The organism is Hydrogenophaga taeniospiralis CCUG 15921 (genome assembly GCF_001592305.1).
In the GTDB taxonomy this organism is placed as follows: domain Bacteria; phylum Pseudomonadota; class Gammaproteobacteria; order Burkholderiales; family Burkholderiaceae_C; genus Hydrogenophaga; species Hydrogenophaga taeniospiralis.
Genome location: NZ_BCWR01000028.1, coordinates 1 through 15,605, shown reverse-complemented (window position 1 = coordinate 15,605; position 15,605 = coordinate 1). Strand labels below are relative to the sequence as shown.

Genomic DNA, 15,605 nt, shown 5'->3' with positions numbered 1-15,605 from the left:
GCGCGCCGTCAACAAACGCGCTGGGCGGGGCGGCAGCGAAGGCCGCCCGCAGGCCTCAGTTTTTGTTGGCCGCCTCGAAGCGCACCAGCAACTCGTTGCCGCGCTTGACCGCGCTGTCGAGTGCTTCCTTGGCGGACTTCTTGCCGGCCCAGACCTGCTCCAGTTCCTCGTCCTCGATCGCGCGGATCTGCACGAAGTTGCCCAGGCGGATGCCGCGCGACTTGTCCGTGGTCTTGCGGATCATCTGGTTCACGGCCACGTCGGTGCCGGGGTTCTGTTTGTAGAAGCCTGCCTTCTCGGTGGCTTCAAACGAGGCCAGCGTGATCGGCAGGTAACCGGTGCGCTGGTGGCTCTTGGCCTGGATCTCGGCGTTGGTCAGGTAGTGGAAGAACGCGGCCACGCCCTTGTATTCGGGAGCCTTCTTGCCGGCCATGACCCACAGCGAGGCGCCGCCGATCACGGTGTTCTGCGGCGCGCCGGCCACGTCGGGGTAGTAGGGCAGCGGGGCAATGCCGAAGTCGAACTTGGCGTTCTTCTTGATGCTGGCGTAGGTCGACGACGAGGCGGTGGCCATGGCGCATTCGCCCGAGTAGAACGGCGCGTCGGCGGCGTTGCCGCGGCCCCGGTAGACGAACAGGCCCTGCTTGGCCATGTTGGCCAGGTTCTCGATGTGGCGCACGTGCAGCGGGCTGTTGAAGTTCAGGCGCGCGCTGGTGCCGCCAAAGCCGTTGCCCTTGGTGGCGAACTCGGTGTTGTGCCAGGTGGAGAAGCTTTCCAGCTGGGTCCAGCCCTGCCAGCTGGTGGTGAAGGGGCAGCTCACGCCCGAGGCCTTGAGCTTGGCGGCGGCCAGCACCACTTCGGGCCAGGTCTTGGGCGGGCTGTTGGGGTCCAGGCCGGCCTTCTTGAACAGGTCCTTGTTGTAGTTGAAGACCGTGGTCGAGCTGTTGAGCGGGAAGCTCAGCATCTGGCCATTGGGGGCGGTGTAGTAACCCACCACCGCGGGGATGTAGGCCTTGGGGTCGAACGTGTAGCCGGCATCGGCCAGCACCTTGCCCACCGGCACGATGGCGCCTTTGGCGGCCATCATGGTCGCGGTGCCGACCTCGTAGACCTGCAGGATGTGCGGCGCGTTGCCCGCGCGGAAGGCCGCCACGGCCGCCGGCATGGTTTCGTCGTAGGTGCCCTTGTAGGTGGGCACGACCTTGAATTCCTTCTGGCTGGCGTTGAAGCCGTTGGCGAGGTCGATCACCCAGTCGTTGAGGCCGCCGGTCATGGAATGCCACCACTGGATTTCGGTCTGCGCGTGGGCAGGGCCGCTCATGAGGGTGGCGAGGGCCAGCAGGCCGGAGAGAGGGATGAAGGGTTTGCGCATGAAGGACTCCTTTTGGGACGTACGGAAGGCCGCAGGGTATCGGCTCCGTGTGACAAAACCATTGCACATGCGTTTCCATGACGTGACAACAGGGGTTTCCACGAAGGGGGAGGGTGTTTGTTGCGCTGCGGTACCATCTTGGGTTCCGTACTGTCATGCTGGCGACTGCCACACAATGAACGCTCCCACGCCGCTTTCGCTCCTCGTTACCACCGCCGACGACGCGCCACGCCTGCGCGAGATTCCGTACAACTACACCTCCTTTTCGGACCGGGAAATCGTGCTTCGGTTGTTGGGCGAGCGGGCCTGGGGGCTGCTGGACGAGTTGCGCGCCGAGCGCCGCACCGGGCGTTCCGCTCGCATGTTGTACGAGGTGCTGGGCGACATCTGGGTGGTGCAGCGCAACCCCTATCTGCAGGACGACCTGCTGGACAACCCCAAACGCCGCGCCGCGCTGGTGGATGCTTTGCACCACCGCCTGGGCGAGGTGCAGAAGCGGCGCACGCCACAGGACGATGCCGCGCGCGACACCCTGGTGGCCGAGCTGCTCAGCGCCGCCCGGGCCGCGGTCGACAGCTTCGCCCGCTCGTTCGAGGACATGGCCGCCTTGCGCCAGCGCGCCACCAAGGCGCTGCGCCGGCTGACGGCCAAGGACAACATCAAGTTCGACGGTCTCTCGCGTGTCTCGCATGTGACCGATGCGACCGATTGGCGCGTGGAATACCCGTTCGTGGTGCTCACCCCCGACACCGAAGCCGAGATGGCCGAGCTGGTGCGTGGCTGCTTCGAACTCGGCCTGACCATCGTGCCGCGTGGCGGCGGCACCGGCTACACCGGCGGTGCGATCCCGCTGACCTGGAAGAGCGCGGTGATCAACACCGAAAAGCTCGAAACCATGACCGAGGTGGAGTTCGTGACCGTGCCCGGCCACGCCGAGCCGCTGCCCACGATCTGGACCGAAGCCGGCGTGGTGACGCAGCGCGTGGCCGATGCGGCAGAGCGCGCCGGCCATGTGTTCGCGGTGGACCCGACCTCGGCCGAAGCTTCGTGCGTGGGTGGCAACATCGCCATGAACGCGGGGGGCAAGAAGGCCGTGCTCTGGGGCACGGCGCTCGACAATCTGGTGAGCTGGCGCATGGTGACGCCGCAGGCGCAGTGGCTCGAAGTCACGCGCCTGGACCACAACCGCGGCAAGATCCACGACGCCGAAGTCGCCACTTTCGAGCTCAAGTACTTCGAGGCCAACGGCAAGACGCTGGTGCGCACCGAACAGCTGGTGATCCCCGGCTCGACCTTCCGCAAGGAAGGCCTGGGCAAGGACGTGACCGACAAGTTCCTCGCCGGCCTGCCGGGCATTCAGAAAGAAGGCTGCGACGGCCTGATCACCAGCGCGCGCTGGCTGGTGCACCGCATGCCCGAGCACGTGCGCACCGTGTGCCTGGAGTTCTTCGGCAACCCCAAGGACTGTGTGCCGTCCATCGTGGACATCAAGGACTTCATGTTTGCCGAGATGAAGCGCCCGGGCGGCGCCATCCTGGCCGGACTGGAGCATCTGGATGACCGTTACCTGAAGGCCGTGGGCTACGCCACCAAGAGCAAGCGTGGCACCCTGCCCAAGATGGTGCTGGTGGGCGACATCGTGGGCGACGACGCCGACGCCGTGGCCCGCGCCACCAGTGAGGTGATCCGCCTGGCCAACGGCCGCAGCGGCGAAGGCTTCGTGGCGATCAGCGCCGAGGCGCGCAAGAAGTTTTGGCTCGACCGCAAGCGCACCGCGGCCATCAGCAAACACACCAACGCCTTCAAGGTGAACGAAGACGTGGTGATCCCGCTGCCGCGCATGGGCGAGTACACCGAAGGCATCGAGCGCATCAACATCGAGCTCTCGCTGCGCAACAAGCTCAAGCTCTGCGAGGCGCTGGAAGCTTTCTTCACCCGCGGCCAGTTGCCGCTGGGCAAGACCGACGACGCCAACGACATCCCCAGCGCCGAGCTGCTGGAAGACCGCGTGCAGCAGGCGCTGGCGCTGGTGCGCGAGGTGCGCTCGCTCTGGGCCGGCTGGCTGCGCGACGTGGACACGCTGTTCCCGCAGCTGCAGGACCACCGCCTGCGCGCGAGCTGGAAGACGCAGATCCGCGCGCCCCTGCAAGGCATCTTCACCGGTGCGGCGTTCGGCCCGATCCTGGCCGAATGCACGGCCATCCACCAGCGCGTGCTCAAGGGCCGGGTCTGGGTGGCGCTGCACATGCACGCCGGCGACGGCAACGTGCACACCAACATCCCCGTCAACAGCGACGACTACGAGATGCTGCAGACCGCGCACGAAGCGGTGGGCCGCATCATGGTGCTGGCGCGCAGCCTGGACGGTGTGATCTCGGGCGAACACGGCATCGGCATCACCAAGCTGGAGTTCCTGACCGACGACGAGCTGCGCCCCTTTGCCGAGTACAAGGCCAAGGTGGATCCGGAGGGCCGCTTCAACAAGGGCAAGCTGATTCGCGACCTGTCGGGCGTGAAAGGCCTCGCTGAGGACAGCAGCCTGCGCAGCGCGGATCTCTCCAACGCCTACACGCCCAGCTTCGGCCTGATGGGCCACGAGTCGCTGATCATGCAGCAGAGCGACATCGGCGCCATCGCCGATTCGGTCAAGGACTGCCTGCGCTGCGGCAAGTGCAAGCCGGTCTGCGCCACGCACGTGCCGCGCGCCAACCTGCTCTACAGCCCGCGCAACAAGATCCTGGCGACCTCGCTGCTGGTCGAAGCCTTTCTGTACGAAGAACAGACGCGCCGTGGCATCAGCATCAAGCACTGGGAAGAGTTCGAAGACGTGGCCGACCACTGCACGGTCTGCCACAGGTGTCTGAGCCCGTGCCCGGTCAAGATCGACTTCGGCGACGTGACCATGAACATGCGCAACCTGCTGCGCAAGATGGGCCAGAAGAGCTTCCGCCCGGGCAACGCCGCGGCCATGTTCTTCCTGAACGCCACCAACCCCGAGACCATTAAATTCATGCGCTCGGCCATGGTGGGCGTCGGGTTCAAGGCGCAGCGGCTGGCCAACAACGTGATGAAGATCGCCGCGCGCAGGCAGACCAGCGCGCCGCCGGCCACGCTGGGCCCCGCGCCGATCAAAGAGCAGGTGATCCACTTCATCAACAAGAAGATGCCGGGCGGCCTGCCCAAAAAGACGGCGCGCGCGCTGCTGGACATCGAGGACAAGGACTACGTGCCCATCATCCGCAACCCGGTGGGCACCACGGCCGAGACCGAGGCGGTGTTCTATTTCCCCGGCTGCGGCTCGGAGCGCCTGTTCAGCCAGGTGGGGCTGGCCACGCAGGCCATGCTCTGGCACGCGGGCGTGCAGACCGTGCTGCCGCCGGGCTATTTGTGCTGCGGCTACCCGCAGCGCGGCTCGGGCCAATTCGACAAGGCCGAGAAGATCATCACCGACAACCGGGTGCTGTTCCACCGTGTGGCCAACACGCTGAACTACCTGGACATCAAGACCGTGGTGGTGAGCTGCGGCACCTGCTACGACCAGTTGCAGGGTTACGAATTCGACAAGATCTTCCCTGGCTGCCGCATCATCGACATCCACGAGTACCTGCTCGAAAAAGGCATCACGCTGCCGGCTGGGCAGGGCGGTTACCTCTACCACGACCCTTGCCACACGCCCATGAAGCTGCAGGACCCGATGAAAACCGTCAAGGGTCTGATGGGCGACAAGGTGATCGAGAGCAAACGCTGCTGCGGTGAGAGCGGCACGCTGGGCGTGACCCGGCCCGACATCTCCACGCAGATCCGCTTCCGCAAGGAAGAAGAAATCAAGAAGGGCGAAGCCGCTCTGCGTGCCGCCGGCACCGTGGGCGAGAAGGCCAACATCAAGATGCTGACCTCCTGCCCGAGCTGTCTGCAGGGCCTGTCGCGCTACACCGACGACCTGAACAATGGCCTGCTGGAGGCCGACTACATCGTGGTCGAGATGGCCAACCAGATTCTGGGTAAGGACTGGCTGCCCGAGTACGTCGCCCGCGCCAATCAGGGCGGCATCGAGCGCGTGCTGGTCTGAACATCGCCAACCAACTGGAGACAGCCATGGCAGGACTCGACAAAAACACCCCGACCCCGCAGGACATCACGGTGCACAGCCAGTCGCGTGTGCTCGAGATCGGCTTTTCCGACGGTAGCCAGTTCCGCATCCCCTTCGAGCTGATGCGGGTGTACTCCCCGTCGGCCGAGGTCCAGGGCCACGGCCCGGGCCAGGAGGTGCTGCAGACCGGCAAGCGCGAGGTGGGCATCGTGGCGCTGGAGCCGGTGGGCAACTACGCCGTGCAGCCCACCTTTTCCGATGGCCACGACAGCGGCATCTTCTCCTGGGACTACCTGTATTTCCTGGGCGTGAAGCAGGACGAGCTCTGGGCCGACTACAACGCCCGCCTGCAGGCCGCCGGCGTGGACCGCGATGCCCCGATGCCCGAGAAGGGCGGACACGCCTGCGGCAGTCACTGAGCGGACAGGAGGAAACCATGGCAACCACACATTTCGGATTCAAGTCGGTCGACGAAACTGAAAAAGCGCAGCGCGTGCGCAGCGTGTTCGACTCGGTGGCACCCAAATACGACGTGATGAACGATCTCATGTCGGCCGGCCTGCACCGCGTCTGGAAACGTTACACGCTCACCGTGGCCAACCCCCAGCCGGGCGATCAGGTGCTCGACATTGCCGGCGGCACGGGCGACCTGTCGCTGGCGTTCGCCAAAAAAGTGGGCCCCACGGGCCGTGTGGTGCACACCGACATCAACGAGGCCATGTTGAGGGAAGGGCGCAACCGCCTGCTCGACCTGGGGGTGGTGTTGCCCACGCTGGTGTGCGACGCCGAGCAACTGCCGTTCGCCAGCCATTCCTTTGATTTCGTGTCGGTGGCGTTTGGTCTGCGCAACATGACGCACAAGGAACTTGCGCTGGCTGAGATGCATCGCACCCTGAAGCCGGGCGGCAAGCTGCTGGTGCTGGAGTTTTCCCGGGTGGCCAAGCCACTGGAAAAGGCCTATGACTGGTATTCGTTCAACGTCCTGCCCAAACTGGGCAAACTGGTGGCCAACGACGAGGAGAGCTACCGCTACCTCGCCGAGTCCATCCGCATGCACCCGGGGCAGGAAGAGTTGCGGCAGATGATGAAGACGGCGGGGTTCGGGCACGTGGACGTGCACAACCTGAGCGCCGGTGTGGTGGCCCTGCACATGGGCATCAAGTGTTGATTCGGTGTTTGGACGTCAATAAAGGGACAGGACAATGAGCAGGTTGTGGGCGATTCTTCTGGTGTGCGCCATGGCGATCGGGGCGCAGGACGCCTCGGCCAAACGCATGGGCGGCGGTTTGTCGTTCGGCAAACAGTCGGGCAACGTGACGCAGCGCAGCACCGCACCCACCAGCACCCCGCAGCAGGCGCCGGCTCAGAGCGCCACCACCCGTCCAACCGCCAGTCCGGCTGCGGCCACGACACCCAAGCGCCCCTGGGGGGCCATGCTGGGTGGTCTGGCGGCAGGTCTTGGCCTGGCCTGGCTGGCTTCCTCGCTGGGCCTGGGTGAAGGCTTTGCACAGGTGCTGTTGCTGATCCTGGTGGTGGGGCTGGGTATTGCCGTGGTCCGCCTGTTCATGCGCCGTCAAAGGCCGGCAACCACCGCCTCGGGCATGGCCTACCAGGTGTCTGGTGGAGGATCGGCTCAGGCCACCACGCCCCGCGGCTACAGCCCGAAAAACGTGGGCAACGACGCGTCCGCCCGCCCTTGGGAGCGCCATTCCGCGCCGGCAGATGCCGGTTCGTCGGCTTCCAGCGGCGGCTCCATGATCGGATCGGCCCTCGCCGGCTCGCAATCCTGGGGGGTGCCGGCCGGGTTTGACGCCGAGGGTTTCCTCAAGGCTTCCAAGGCCAACTTCATCAGCCTGCAGGACGCCTGGGACCGTTCAGACATCCCCAGTCTGCGCGCCATGATGACCGACGGCATGCTGGAGCAGATCAAGGGCCAGCTCGCCGAGCGTGAGCGCGCCGGTGGCAGCGTCGTGAACAAGACCGAAGTGGTCATGCTCGACGCCCAGTTGCTGGGCATCGAGGAGCTGGACGACGAATACATGGCCAGCGTGGAGTTCTCCGGCCTGATTCGCGAAGACGTCTCCGCCGGCCCCAACCCCTTCCGGGAGGTCTGGAACATCACCCGGCCCAAGAGCGGTCCGGGCGGTTGGTTGGTGGCCGGGGTGCAGGCCCTTCAATAACGCGGCCGTGGCGGGCGAGGCCCGCGTTATCCGTCAAAATCGGGGGGTCATGAAAAATGCACCCCCCGTTTTTTCGTCCGGCCCCGCCTCGGGCAGCCGATCTCCTCTGGGCTTTCTGCAGTCCCTGCTGGGCAGCATCCGTCCGCCCGACTGGGTTGTCGATGAGTTGCAGAACCGGCTGGTGCTGTTTCTCAACCATGTGTTGATGCAGGAACCGCAAGCCCAGGAGCGCCTCAAGCGCCAGAAGGGCAAGCCGGTGCGCATGCAATGGGGCGACTTCCATCTCACGATCGCGGCGACGCCCGCCGGGCTGCTGGAACGCCCGGCGGCCGATGTGCAGGCCGAGCTCACGGTGACCCTGACCCAGACCTCACCGTTTGCGCTGGCGCAGAGCGTGATCGCGGGCGACAAGCCGGGCGTGGAGATCCAGGGCGACGTGCAACTCGCCGCCGAAGTGGCCTGGCTGGTGGACAACGTGCGCTGGGATGTGGAAGAAGACCTCTCGCGGGTGGTGGGCGATGCCACCGCTCACACGATCAGCCGCTTCGCGCGCACGGCGTCGCAGGCGGTCAAGGCCTTTGTGGCGCGCTTGCCCGCGGGTTTTCCGCCGCGGCAACCTTCCGCGCAAGCACCCGCAGCACCGTCCACGGTGGCGCCATCGGCCAGCGGCGGCAACCCCCCGGGTGGTAGCGGAAACCAGGCATGACGCGCCTGTTTCGTGGCGCCTTTATCGTCTGGGTGGTCCTGCGCTACGGGCTCGATGAGCTCGTGTTGTCCAGCTTCCGGCACCCCGGCATCCGCCTGTTGACGCGCCTGGTCTCCATCGGTCGCAACCTGAACGCGCCGCCCGGTCAGCGCCTGCGCGAGGCGCTGGAGCGCCTGGGCCCCATCTTTGTCAAGTTCGGTCAGGTGCTCTCCACGCGGCGCGATCTGCTGCCGCCCGACATTGCCGACGAGCTGGCGCGCCTGCAGGACCGCGTGCCACCCTTTCCCAGCGCGGTGGCGGTGGCAGCCATCGAGCGCGCGTTCGGCAAGCCGCTGGACGCGGTGTTTACCCACTTCGAGCAGGTGCCGGTGGCCAGCGCGTCCATCGCCCAGGTGCACTTCGCCACGCTGCGCGACGGCCGTCACGGGGGACGCGAGGTGGCGGTGAAGGTGCTGCGCCCGAACATGCTGTCGGTGATCGAAAAGGACCTCAGCCTGATGCGTTTGATGGCGGGCTGGGTCGAGAAGCTCTCGGCCGACGGCAAACGCCTGAAGCCCCGCGAAGTGGTGGCCGAGTTCGACAAGTACCTGCACGACGAGCTGGATCTGTTGCGCGAAGCCTCCAATGCGGCCCAGTTGCGCCGCAACATGCAGGGGCTGGACCTGGTGCTCATCCCGGAAATGCTCTGGGACTACTGCCACACCGACGTGATGGTGATGGAGCGCATGCACGGCTTGCCCATCAACAGGGTGGACGCCCTGCGTTCGCGCGGCGTGGACATCCCCAAGCTGGCGCGCGATGGTGTCACGATCTTTTTCACGCAGGTGTTTCGCGACGGTTTTTTCCATGCCGACATGCACCCGGGCAACATCCAGGTCAGCGTCGACCCGGCCACCTTCGGGCGTTACATCTCGCTGGATTTCGGCATCGTCGGCACACTGACCGAGTTCGACAAGGAATACCTGGCGCAGAACTTCACGGCCTTCTTCCGGCGCGATTACAAACGCGTGGCCGAGCTGCACATCGAAAGCGGCTGGGTGCCACCCGACACCCGGGTGGACGAACTCGAATCCGCCATCCGCGCGGTCTGCGAGCCGTATTTCGACCGTCCGCTGAAGGAAATTTCGCTGGGCATGGTGCTGATGCGGCTGTTCCAGACCTCGCGGCGTTTCCATGTGGAGATCCAGCCGCAGCTGGTGCTGCTGCAGAAGACCCTGCTCAACATCGAGGGTCTTGGCCGCGACCTGGACCCGGAGCTGGATCTGTGGAACACCGCCAAGCCCTTCCTCGAAAAGTGGATGGTCGAGCAGATCGGCCCGAAAAAGCTGCTGGAGCAGCTCAAGGCCGAGGCGCCGCACTACGCCAAACTGCTGCCCGCGTTGCCACGCCTGGTGCACGACTTCCTGCAGCACCGTCCGCACGAGCTGCGGCGCGAACTCGACACCTTGCTGACCGAGCAGCGCCGCACCAACCGGCTGCTGCAGGCGATCATCTGGGGCGGTATCGGTTTCCTGATCGGACTGATCGTGATGCAGGTGCTGCTGCGCGTGCGGCTCTGGTAGTGCGGGCCAGTGGTCGGCAGGCGCCGGCTCCGCCCGGGGCTTGCGCCTGAAAGAACAGCCCCCAATTTATAATGACGGGTTTTGTTCAATACCCCCTGCGGGCCAGCGCCCGCCGGGTCGGGCCCGACACCCGCCGGCGATACGACCCTTGCCGGTCCGTGCCCGCTTTTCCAACAGGTTCCGCCATGCCGATTTATGCCTACAAGTGCGCGTCCTGCGGCCATGCCAAGGACGTGTTGCAGAAGATGTCCGACGATCCGTTGAGCATCTGCCCGGCCTGTGGTCAGGCCAGCTTCCAGAAGCAGCTCACCGCCGCCGGTTTCCAGCTCAAGGGTTCGGGCTGGTACGTGACCGACTTCCGTGGCGGCAACAGCGGCACGACCGCGCCCGCGGTGGCCGGTGCCGAGAACGGTGCCAGCGCGGCCGATGCCGCCGCCAAGCCCTCCAGCGAGTCCACCACCAGCCCGGCAGCGGCCAGCCCGGCAACGCCGGCCGCGTCCGCTGCGGCGCCGGCGGCCAGCTCGCCGCCGACGGCGTCCACCTGAACCCCGGCGCGCCATGTTGTCACTGCGCAAATGGCTCCTGGCCGGCCTGCTGGTCCTGGTGCCCCTGATCATCACCCTGTGGGTGCTGGACTGGGTCGTCAGCACGCTCGACCAGACCCTGCACATCCTGCCCGCTTCCTGGCAGCCCGATCAGTGGCTGGGCTTTCACATTCCTGGTCTGGGTGTGATCTTTGCCGTGGTGGTGGTGCTCTCCATTGGCGCGCTGGCTTCCAACATCATCGGCAACCGGCTCATCAACTGGTGGCATGCGCTGCTGCACCGCATTCCGGTGGTGCGCTCCATCTACTCGGGTGTGAAGCAGATTTCCGACACCCTGTTTTCCGAAAAGGGCAATGCCTTCCGCAAGGCGCTGCTGGTGCAGTGGCCGCACGAGGGCATGTGGACCATTGCCTTCCTGACCGGAACACCGGCCGGTGACGTGCTGCGCCAGCTGCAGAGCCAGCCCGGTGGAGCCACCGGAAGCGATGAGTTCCACAGCGTGTTCGTGCCCACCACACCCAACCCCACCGGCGGTTATTTCGTGATGGTGCGCAAGAGCGCCTGCGTGGAACTGCAGATGAGCGTGGATGAAGCCCTGACCTACATCGTGTCCATGGGGGTCATCGTGCCCGGTGGTCCGAGAAATGCCCAGTTCAAGGCGGCCACCCCAGGCGCCACCCCGAACCCCACTTGATGTTTTCCCGCCGTCGATGACGGCGAAATTGTTGTTGAAAGAAGTACCGACATGGCCATGCGTTCCCACTATTGCGGTCTGGTGACCGAAGCCCTGCTGGGCCAAACCGTGCAGCTGTGCGGCTGGGTCAACCGCCGCCGCGACCACGGTGGCGTGATCTTCATCGACCTGCGCGACCGTGAAGGTTATGTGCAGGTGGTCTGCGACCCCGACCGCGCCGAGATGTTCAAGACCGCCGAAGACGTGCGCAACGAATACTGCGTGCAGGTCACCGGCCTGGTGCGCGCGCGCCCCGAGGGCACGACCAACGACAACCTGAAGAGTGGCAAGATTGAAATCCTCTGCCACGAGCTCAAGGTGCTCAACGCCTCGGTGACGCCGCCGTTCCAGCTGGACGACGACAACCTGAGCGAAACCACGCGCCTGACGCACCGTGTGCTCGACCTGCGCCGCCCCTACATGCAGAACAACCTGATGCTGCGCTACCGCGTGGCGATGGAAGTGCGCAAGTTCCTCGACGCCAACGGGTTCATCGACATCGAAACCCCGATGCTGACCAAGAGCACGCCCGAAGGCGCGCGCGACTACCTCGTGCCCAGCCGTGTGCACGACGGTCACTTCTTCGCGCTGCCGCAGTCGCCCCAGCTGTTCAAGCAACTGCTGATGGTGGCGGGCTTCGACCGCTACTACCAGATCACCAAGTGCTTCCGCGATGAGGACCTGCGCGCCGACCGCCAGCCCGAGTTCACGCAGATCGATATCGAAACCTCGTTCCTGACCGAGGAAGACATCCGCGACATGTTCCAGGGCATGATCAAGACCGTGTTCCAGAACACTCTGGGCGTGGACCTGGGTGAGTTCCCGGTGATGGCCTACAGCGAAGCCATGCACCGCTTCGGCTCGGACAAGCCCGACCTGCGCGTCAAGCTCGAATTCACCGAACTGACGGACGTGATGGCCGATGTGGACTTCAAGGTCTTCAGCGCGCCCGCCACCATGAAGAACGGTCGTGTGGTGGCCCTGTGCGTGCGCGGCGGCGCTGAGATCAGCCGCAGCGAGATCGATGCCTACACCGAGTTCGTCAAGATCTACGGCGCCAAGGGCCTGGCCTGGATCAAGGTCAACGAAGTGGCCAAGGGCCGCGACGGCCTGCAGAGCCCGATCGTGAAGAACCTGCACGACGCGGCTGTGGCCGAGATCCTGAAGCGCACCGGCGCCCAGGACGGCGACATCATCTTCTTCGGAGCCGACAAGGAAAAGATCGTCAACGACGCCATCGGCGCGTTGCGCCTGAAGATCGGCCACAGCGAGCTCGGTAAGAAGAACGGCCTGTTCGAAGCCCGTTGGGCGCCGATGTGGGTGGTGGACTTCCCCATGTTCGAACACGACGACGAAGCCGACCGCTGGACCGCCGTGCACCACCCCTTCACCGCGCCGAAAGACGGCCACGAAGACTGGATGGTCACCGCGCCCGAGAAGTGCATCGCCAAGGGCTACGACATGGTGCTCAACGGCTGGGAAATCGGTGGTGGCTCGGTGCGTATCCACACCGCAGCGGTGCAGCAGAAGGTGTTTGACGCGCTCAAGATCACCCCCGAAGAGGCGCAAGTCAAGTTCGGCTTCTTGCTGGACGCGCTGCAGTATGGCGCGCCGCCCCACGGTGGCCTGGCCTTCGGTCTGGACCGCATCGTCACGTTGATGACCGGCGCCGAGTCGATCCGCGACGTGATCGCTTTCCCGAAAACCCAGCGCGCCCAGTGTCTGCTGACGCAGGCTCCCAGCTTGGTGGACGAAAAGCAGCTGCGCGAACTGCACATCCGCTTGCGCAACGTGGATCTGGCCAAGACCGCCTGATCGCTCGGGAGGTCGCAGAATGGAAGGGCGCTGGTTCAGCGCCCTTTTTTTTGTCGAGCTGCCCATGGTTGAGTCCCGCCCTTTCAAGATTCCGCAGTCCGTGCTGGTGGTGATCCACACCCCGGCGTTGGAGGTCTTGTTGATTGAACGGGCCGACGCGCCGGGTTTCTGGCAATCGGTGACCGGTTCCAAGGATGCACCGGACGAGCCGTTCGAGGCCACGGCCGTGCGGGAAGTGTGGGAAGAAACCGGCCTGGATGCGCGTGCGCCAGGCCATGTGCTCACCGACTGGGCGCTGGAAAACGTCTACGAGATCTACCCGCAGTGGCTTCACCGCTACGCGCCGGGGGTGACGCGCAACACCGAGCACCTGTTTGGCCTGTGCATTTCGCAGCCGGTGCCGGTGTTGTTGAGCCCGCGCGAGCACCGGGCCCAGATGTGGCTGCCTTGGAGCGAGGCGGCCGACCGTTGTTTTTCAGCGTCAAATGCCGAGGCCATTTCCTGGCTGGCACGCTTCCGCTGATACCCGGCCGGGCTGGGGTTGAGGTTTTTCCTGCGAGGCAGGAAGCGCTATATGGGTGAGTTGTTTAGGCCTCAAAAACACCACGTATCGCGCATTGATCGTCAGAAATTCACGAAAAACGGTTGAAATCCCCGATTTCCTGGGCTTCAAATGTTGTCGTCCGGTTCTTTTTTGATAGGCTCGCTGCTAGAACTTTAGTTACATTGTGTAAATGTAGCGAAAGTTGCCTTGTGCAACTGTTTGTAGCGAGCATGAACAAATCTTACAAATCGATCTGGAACGAGACCCTTGGAACCTATGTGGCCGCGGCGGAAACCGCCGCCGCCACCGGGCGCAAGACGTCCCCGGGGCGCAAGGCCCGACGGGTGCCGGCCAGAGCCCATGCGGGTCAATTGGCGCTGGAGCAGCGCATCGTGTTCGATGCGGCTGTGTCGGCAACCCTGGTGGAGACGCAGGGTGAGTCCACCTCGGGTCAGGACGCACTGTATGAGGATCTGGACAAGCTGGAAGCCGATGACCCAGCGCCAGAGCCCGTTGTGGTGTCCGAAGAGCCGAGTGTTGAAGAGACGACCCCGTTGCCCGAGGTGGAGGCAGCGACCGCACCCGCATCCGGGACCGACGAGATCGACGAGATCGAAGTTGACGACGACAGCGGGACCGACACCGAAGTAGATGCCGATGCCGGCGAAGCCGTGGTCGAGGCAGATGGCGGTTCTGACGAGTCCGGTGATCCGGTCGATGCCGGGTCGGACGAAACCGTTCAGGTCGAACCCACAGACGATGAACGTGAGACTGTGGTCAGCGAGACCGAGATGGTCGAGGCGGTTGAAACCGAGCGCACGGAGATCATTTTTGTTGATCCGGCGGCCGGAGACCTCACGGAATACCTGGACACGCATCCCGGCGAGGTCTATGTGCTCGATCCGGATCGCGACGGTATCGAGCAGATCGCCGACATCCTGCAGGATCGGGAGGGCGTGGACGCGATCCACATCGTCAGCCACGGTAGCGATGGTCAGGTCTTCCTGGGGTCCGGCACGCTGAACACGGACACCCTGTCGAACAACTACAGCGATGAAATGGATGTGATCGCCGCAGCCCTGAGCGACGATGCGGACATCCTGATCTATGGTTGTGATGTGGCATCCACGGAGGCCGGCGTTGAACTGATGCAGGGCTTGTCCGATGCGACGGGAGCCGATGTGGCCGCTTCCACCGACGCGACCGGGGCTGCGGAGATGGGTGGCGACTGGGTGCTCGAGGCCCAGGACGGTCAGATCGAGACGGATGCTCTGGACATGGCCGCCTGGCAAGGCCTGCTTGGCACGACGATTTCCATCACGGGCAGCAACGTCACCAGCACCGGCTCGGGTTTTACGGTAACGGCCTACAACCTCGACGGCACGCCGGGAACGGTTGCCGTGCTGACGGGGAACCCCCCAGGCTTCGGGGTGTCGGGCGCGCAATTCAATGGGGACCCAGGGGAAATCGGTGAGCTGAATGGACAAGCTGAACGCCTGGAGATCACCTTCGACGGACAGGTGACCAGCGCAGATGTCTGGTTGGCCTGGCAGAACTCCACCGAATCTGCCGTGGTGAATCTGTACCAGGGCGGAACCCTGGTTGGAACCTGGACGCGAGGTGTGGGCGCAGGCAACGACACAACGGAAGGCCCGTTCACGATGGACGCCGGCGGGGTTCCGTTTGACCGAATGGTGTTCACGGTCCCCACCAACAGCGCGGGCGTCGCTGACGACTACCTGGTCAACCGGGTTGACTTTGTCCTCATGCGTCCGCCAGAAGCGCAGAACGATGCCTTCACGACGGGTGAAGACACGGCAGTCAACGGCAACCTGTTTGCCAACAATGGCAGTGGGATCGACAGCGACCCCGATGGTGACAGCTTCACGGTCACGGCCAACACCAATCCAGCCAACGGCACGGTGGTGGTCAACACCAACGGCAGTTTCACCTACACACCCGACGTCAACTTCAACGGCACGGACAGTTTTACCTACACCATCACCGATGCCGATGGGGGCACCAGCACGGCCACGGTGTCGATCACGGTCACGCCAG

12 protein-coding genes are annotated in these 15,605 nt (G+C 64.7%); 11 read left to right on the top strand and 1 reads right to left on the bottom strand.

Annotated features, from left to right (window positions below; all coding sequences use genetic code 11):
- Positions 1 to 55: 55 nt before the first annotated feature.
- Positions 56 to 1,372 (bottom strand): sn-glycerol-3-phosphate ABC transporter substrate-binding protein UgpB, encoded by a 1,317-nt coding sequence (gene ugpB / locus HTA01S_RS24255; RefSeq protein WP_068176602.1) that lies wholly within the window; start codon positions 1,370 to 1,372, stop codon positions 56 to 58.
- A gap of 175 nt (positions 1,373 to 1,547) precedes the next feature.
- Here ugpB and HTA01S_RS24250 point away from each other — a divergent pair, with 175 nt between their 5' ends.
- From HTA01S_RS24250 to HTA01S_RS24200, 11 genes are all read left to right on the top strand, one after another.
- Positions 1,548 to 5,441, top strand: a complete 3,894-nt coding sequence (locus HTA01S_RS24250; RefSeq protein WP_068176599.1) for a DUF3683 domain-containing protein — start codon at positions 1,548 to 1,550, stop codon at positions 5,439 to 5,441.
- 26 nt (positions 5,442 to 5,467) lie between these two features.
- Positions 5,468 to 5,881 carry a gamma-butyrobetaine hydroxylase-like domain-containing protein gene (locus HTA01S_RS24245; RefSeq protein ID WP_068176595.1) on the top strand — a complete coding sequence of 138 codons (414 nt, stop codon included), beginning with the start codon at positions 5,468 to 5,470 and terminating at the stop codon, positions 5,879 to 5,881.
- Between the two features lie 17 nt (positions 5,882 to 5,898).
- On the top strand, positions 5,899 to 6,630 hold the full coding sequence (gene ubiE, locus HTA01S_RS24240) for a bifunctional demethylmenaquinone methyltransferase/2-methoxy-6-polyprenyl-1,4-benzoquinol methylase UbiE (protein WP_068176592.1): 732 nt from the start codon (positions 5,899 to 5,901) through the stop codon (positions 6,628 to 6,630).
- 34 nt (positions 6,631 to 6,664) lie between these two features.
- Entirely contained in the window at positions 6,665 to 7,642 is a 978-nt protein-coding gene (locus HTA01S_RS24235; RefSeq protein ID WP_068176589.1) for a Tim44 domain-containing protein, read from the top strand.
- Positions 7,643 to 7,691: 49 nt separating this feature from the next.
- Positions 7,692 to 8,348, top strand: a complete 657-nt coding sequence (locus HTA01S_RS24230) for a ubiquinone biosynthesis accessory factor UbiJ (RefSeq protein ID WP_068176587.1) — start codon at positions 7,692 to 7,694, stop codon at positions 8,346 to 8,348.
- Entirely contained in the window at positions 8,345 to 9,910 is a 1,566-nt protein-coding gene (gene ubiB / locus HTA01S_RS24225; RefSeq protein WP_068176585.1) for a ubiquinone biosynthesis regulatory protein kinase UbiB, read from the top strand. Before HTA01S_RS24230 ends, ubiB begins: the two co-directional genes overlap by 4 nt.
- 185 nt (positions 9,911 to 10,095) lie before the next feature.
- Positions 10,096 to 10,455, top strand: a complete 360-nt coding sequence (locus HTA01S_RS24220) for an FmdB family zinc ribbon protein (protein ID WP_068176581.1) — start codon at positions 10,096 to 10,098, stop codon at positions 10,453 to 10,455.
- Positions 10,456 to 10,468: 13 nt separating this feature from the next.
- On the top strand, positions 10,469 to 11,149 hold the full coding sequence (locus HTA01S_RS24215) for a DUF502 domain-containing protein (RefSeq protein WP_068176579.1): 681 nt from the start codon (positions 10,469 to 10,471) through the stop codon (positions 11,147 to 11,149).
- Positions 11,150 to 11,200: 51 nt separating this feature from the next.
- On the top strand, positions 11,201 to 13,003 hold the full coding sequence (gene aspS / locus HTA01S_RS24210) for an aspartate--tRNA ligase (protein WP_068176577.1): 1,803 nt from the start codon (positions 11,201 to 11,203) through the stop codon (positions 13,001 to 13,003).
- Positions 13,004 to 13,067: 64 nt separating this feature from the next.
- Positions 13,068 to 13,526 carry a dihydroneopterin triphosphate diphosphatase gene (nudB, locus tag HTA01S_RS24205; RefSeq protein ID WP_068176605.1) on the top strand — a complete coding sequence of 153 codons (459 nt, stop codon included), beginning with the start codon at positions 13,068 to 13,070 and terminating at the stop codon, positions 13,524 to 13,526.
- A 251-nt stretch (positions 13,527 to 13,777) separates the two neighbouring features.
- Positions 13,778 to 15,605, top strand: a 1,828-nt coding sequence (locus tag HTA01S_RS24200; RefSeq protein WP_157572266.1) for a DUF4347 domain-containing protein, incomplete at its 3' end; no start/stop codon positions are given.

Excerpts from the sequence above, each read along its gene's own strand:
- ugpB (WP_068176602.1), bottom strand. The coding sequence starts at position 1,372 with ATGCGCAAACCCTTCATCCCTCTCTCCGGCCTGCTGGCCCTCGCCACC.
- HTA01S_RS24250 (WP_068176599.1), top strand. The coding sequence starts at position 1,548 with ATGAACGCTCCCACGCCGCTTTCGCTCCTCGTTACCACCGCCGACGAC.
- HTA01S_RS24245 (WP_068176595.1), top strand. The coding sequence starts at position 5,468 with ATGGCAGGACTCGACAAAAACACCCCGACCCCGCAGGACATCACGGTG.
- ubiE (WP_068176592.1), top strand. The coding sequence starts at position 5,899 with ATGGCAACCACACATTTCGGATTCAAGTCGGTCGACGAAACTGAAAAA.
- HTA01S_RS24235 (WP_068176589.1), top strand. The coding sequence starts at position 6,665 with ATGAGCAGGTTGTGGGCGATTCTTCTGGTGTGCGCCATGGCGATCGGG.
- HTA01S_RS24230 (WP_068176587.1), top strand. The coding sequence starts at position 7,692 with ATGAAAAATGCACCCCCCGTTTTTTCGTCCGGCCCCGCCTCGGGCAGC.
- ubiB (WP_068176585.1), top strand. The coding sequence starts at position 8,345 with ATGACGCGCCTGTTTCGTGGCGCCTTTATCGTCTGGGTGGTCCTGCGC.
- HTA01S_RS24220 (WP_068176581.1), top strand. The coding sequence starts at position 10,096 with ATGCCGATTTATGCCTACAAGTGCGCGTCCTGCGGCCATGCCAAGGAC.
- HTA01S_RS24215 (WP_068176579.1), top strand. The coding sequence starts at position 10,469 with ATGTTGTCACTGCGCAAATGGCTCCTGGCCGGCCTGCTGGTCCTGGTG.
- aspS (WP_068176577.1), top strand. The coding sequence starts at position 11,201 with ATGGCCATGCGTTCCCACTATTGCGGTCTGGTGACCGAAGCCCTGCTG.
- nudB (WP_068176605.1), top strand. The coding sequence starts at position 13,068 with ATGGTTGAGTCCCGCCCTTTCAAGATTCCGCAGTCCGTGCTGGTGGTG.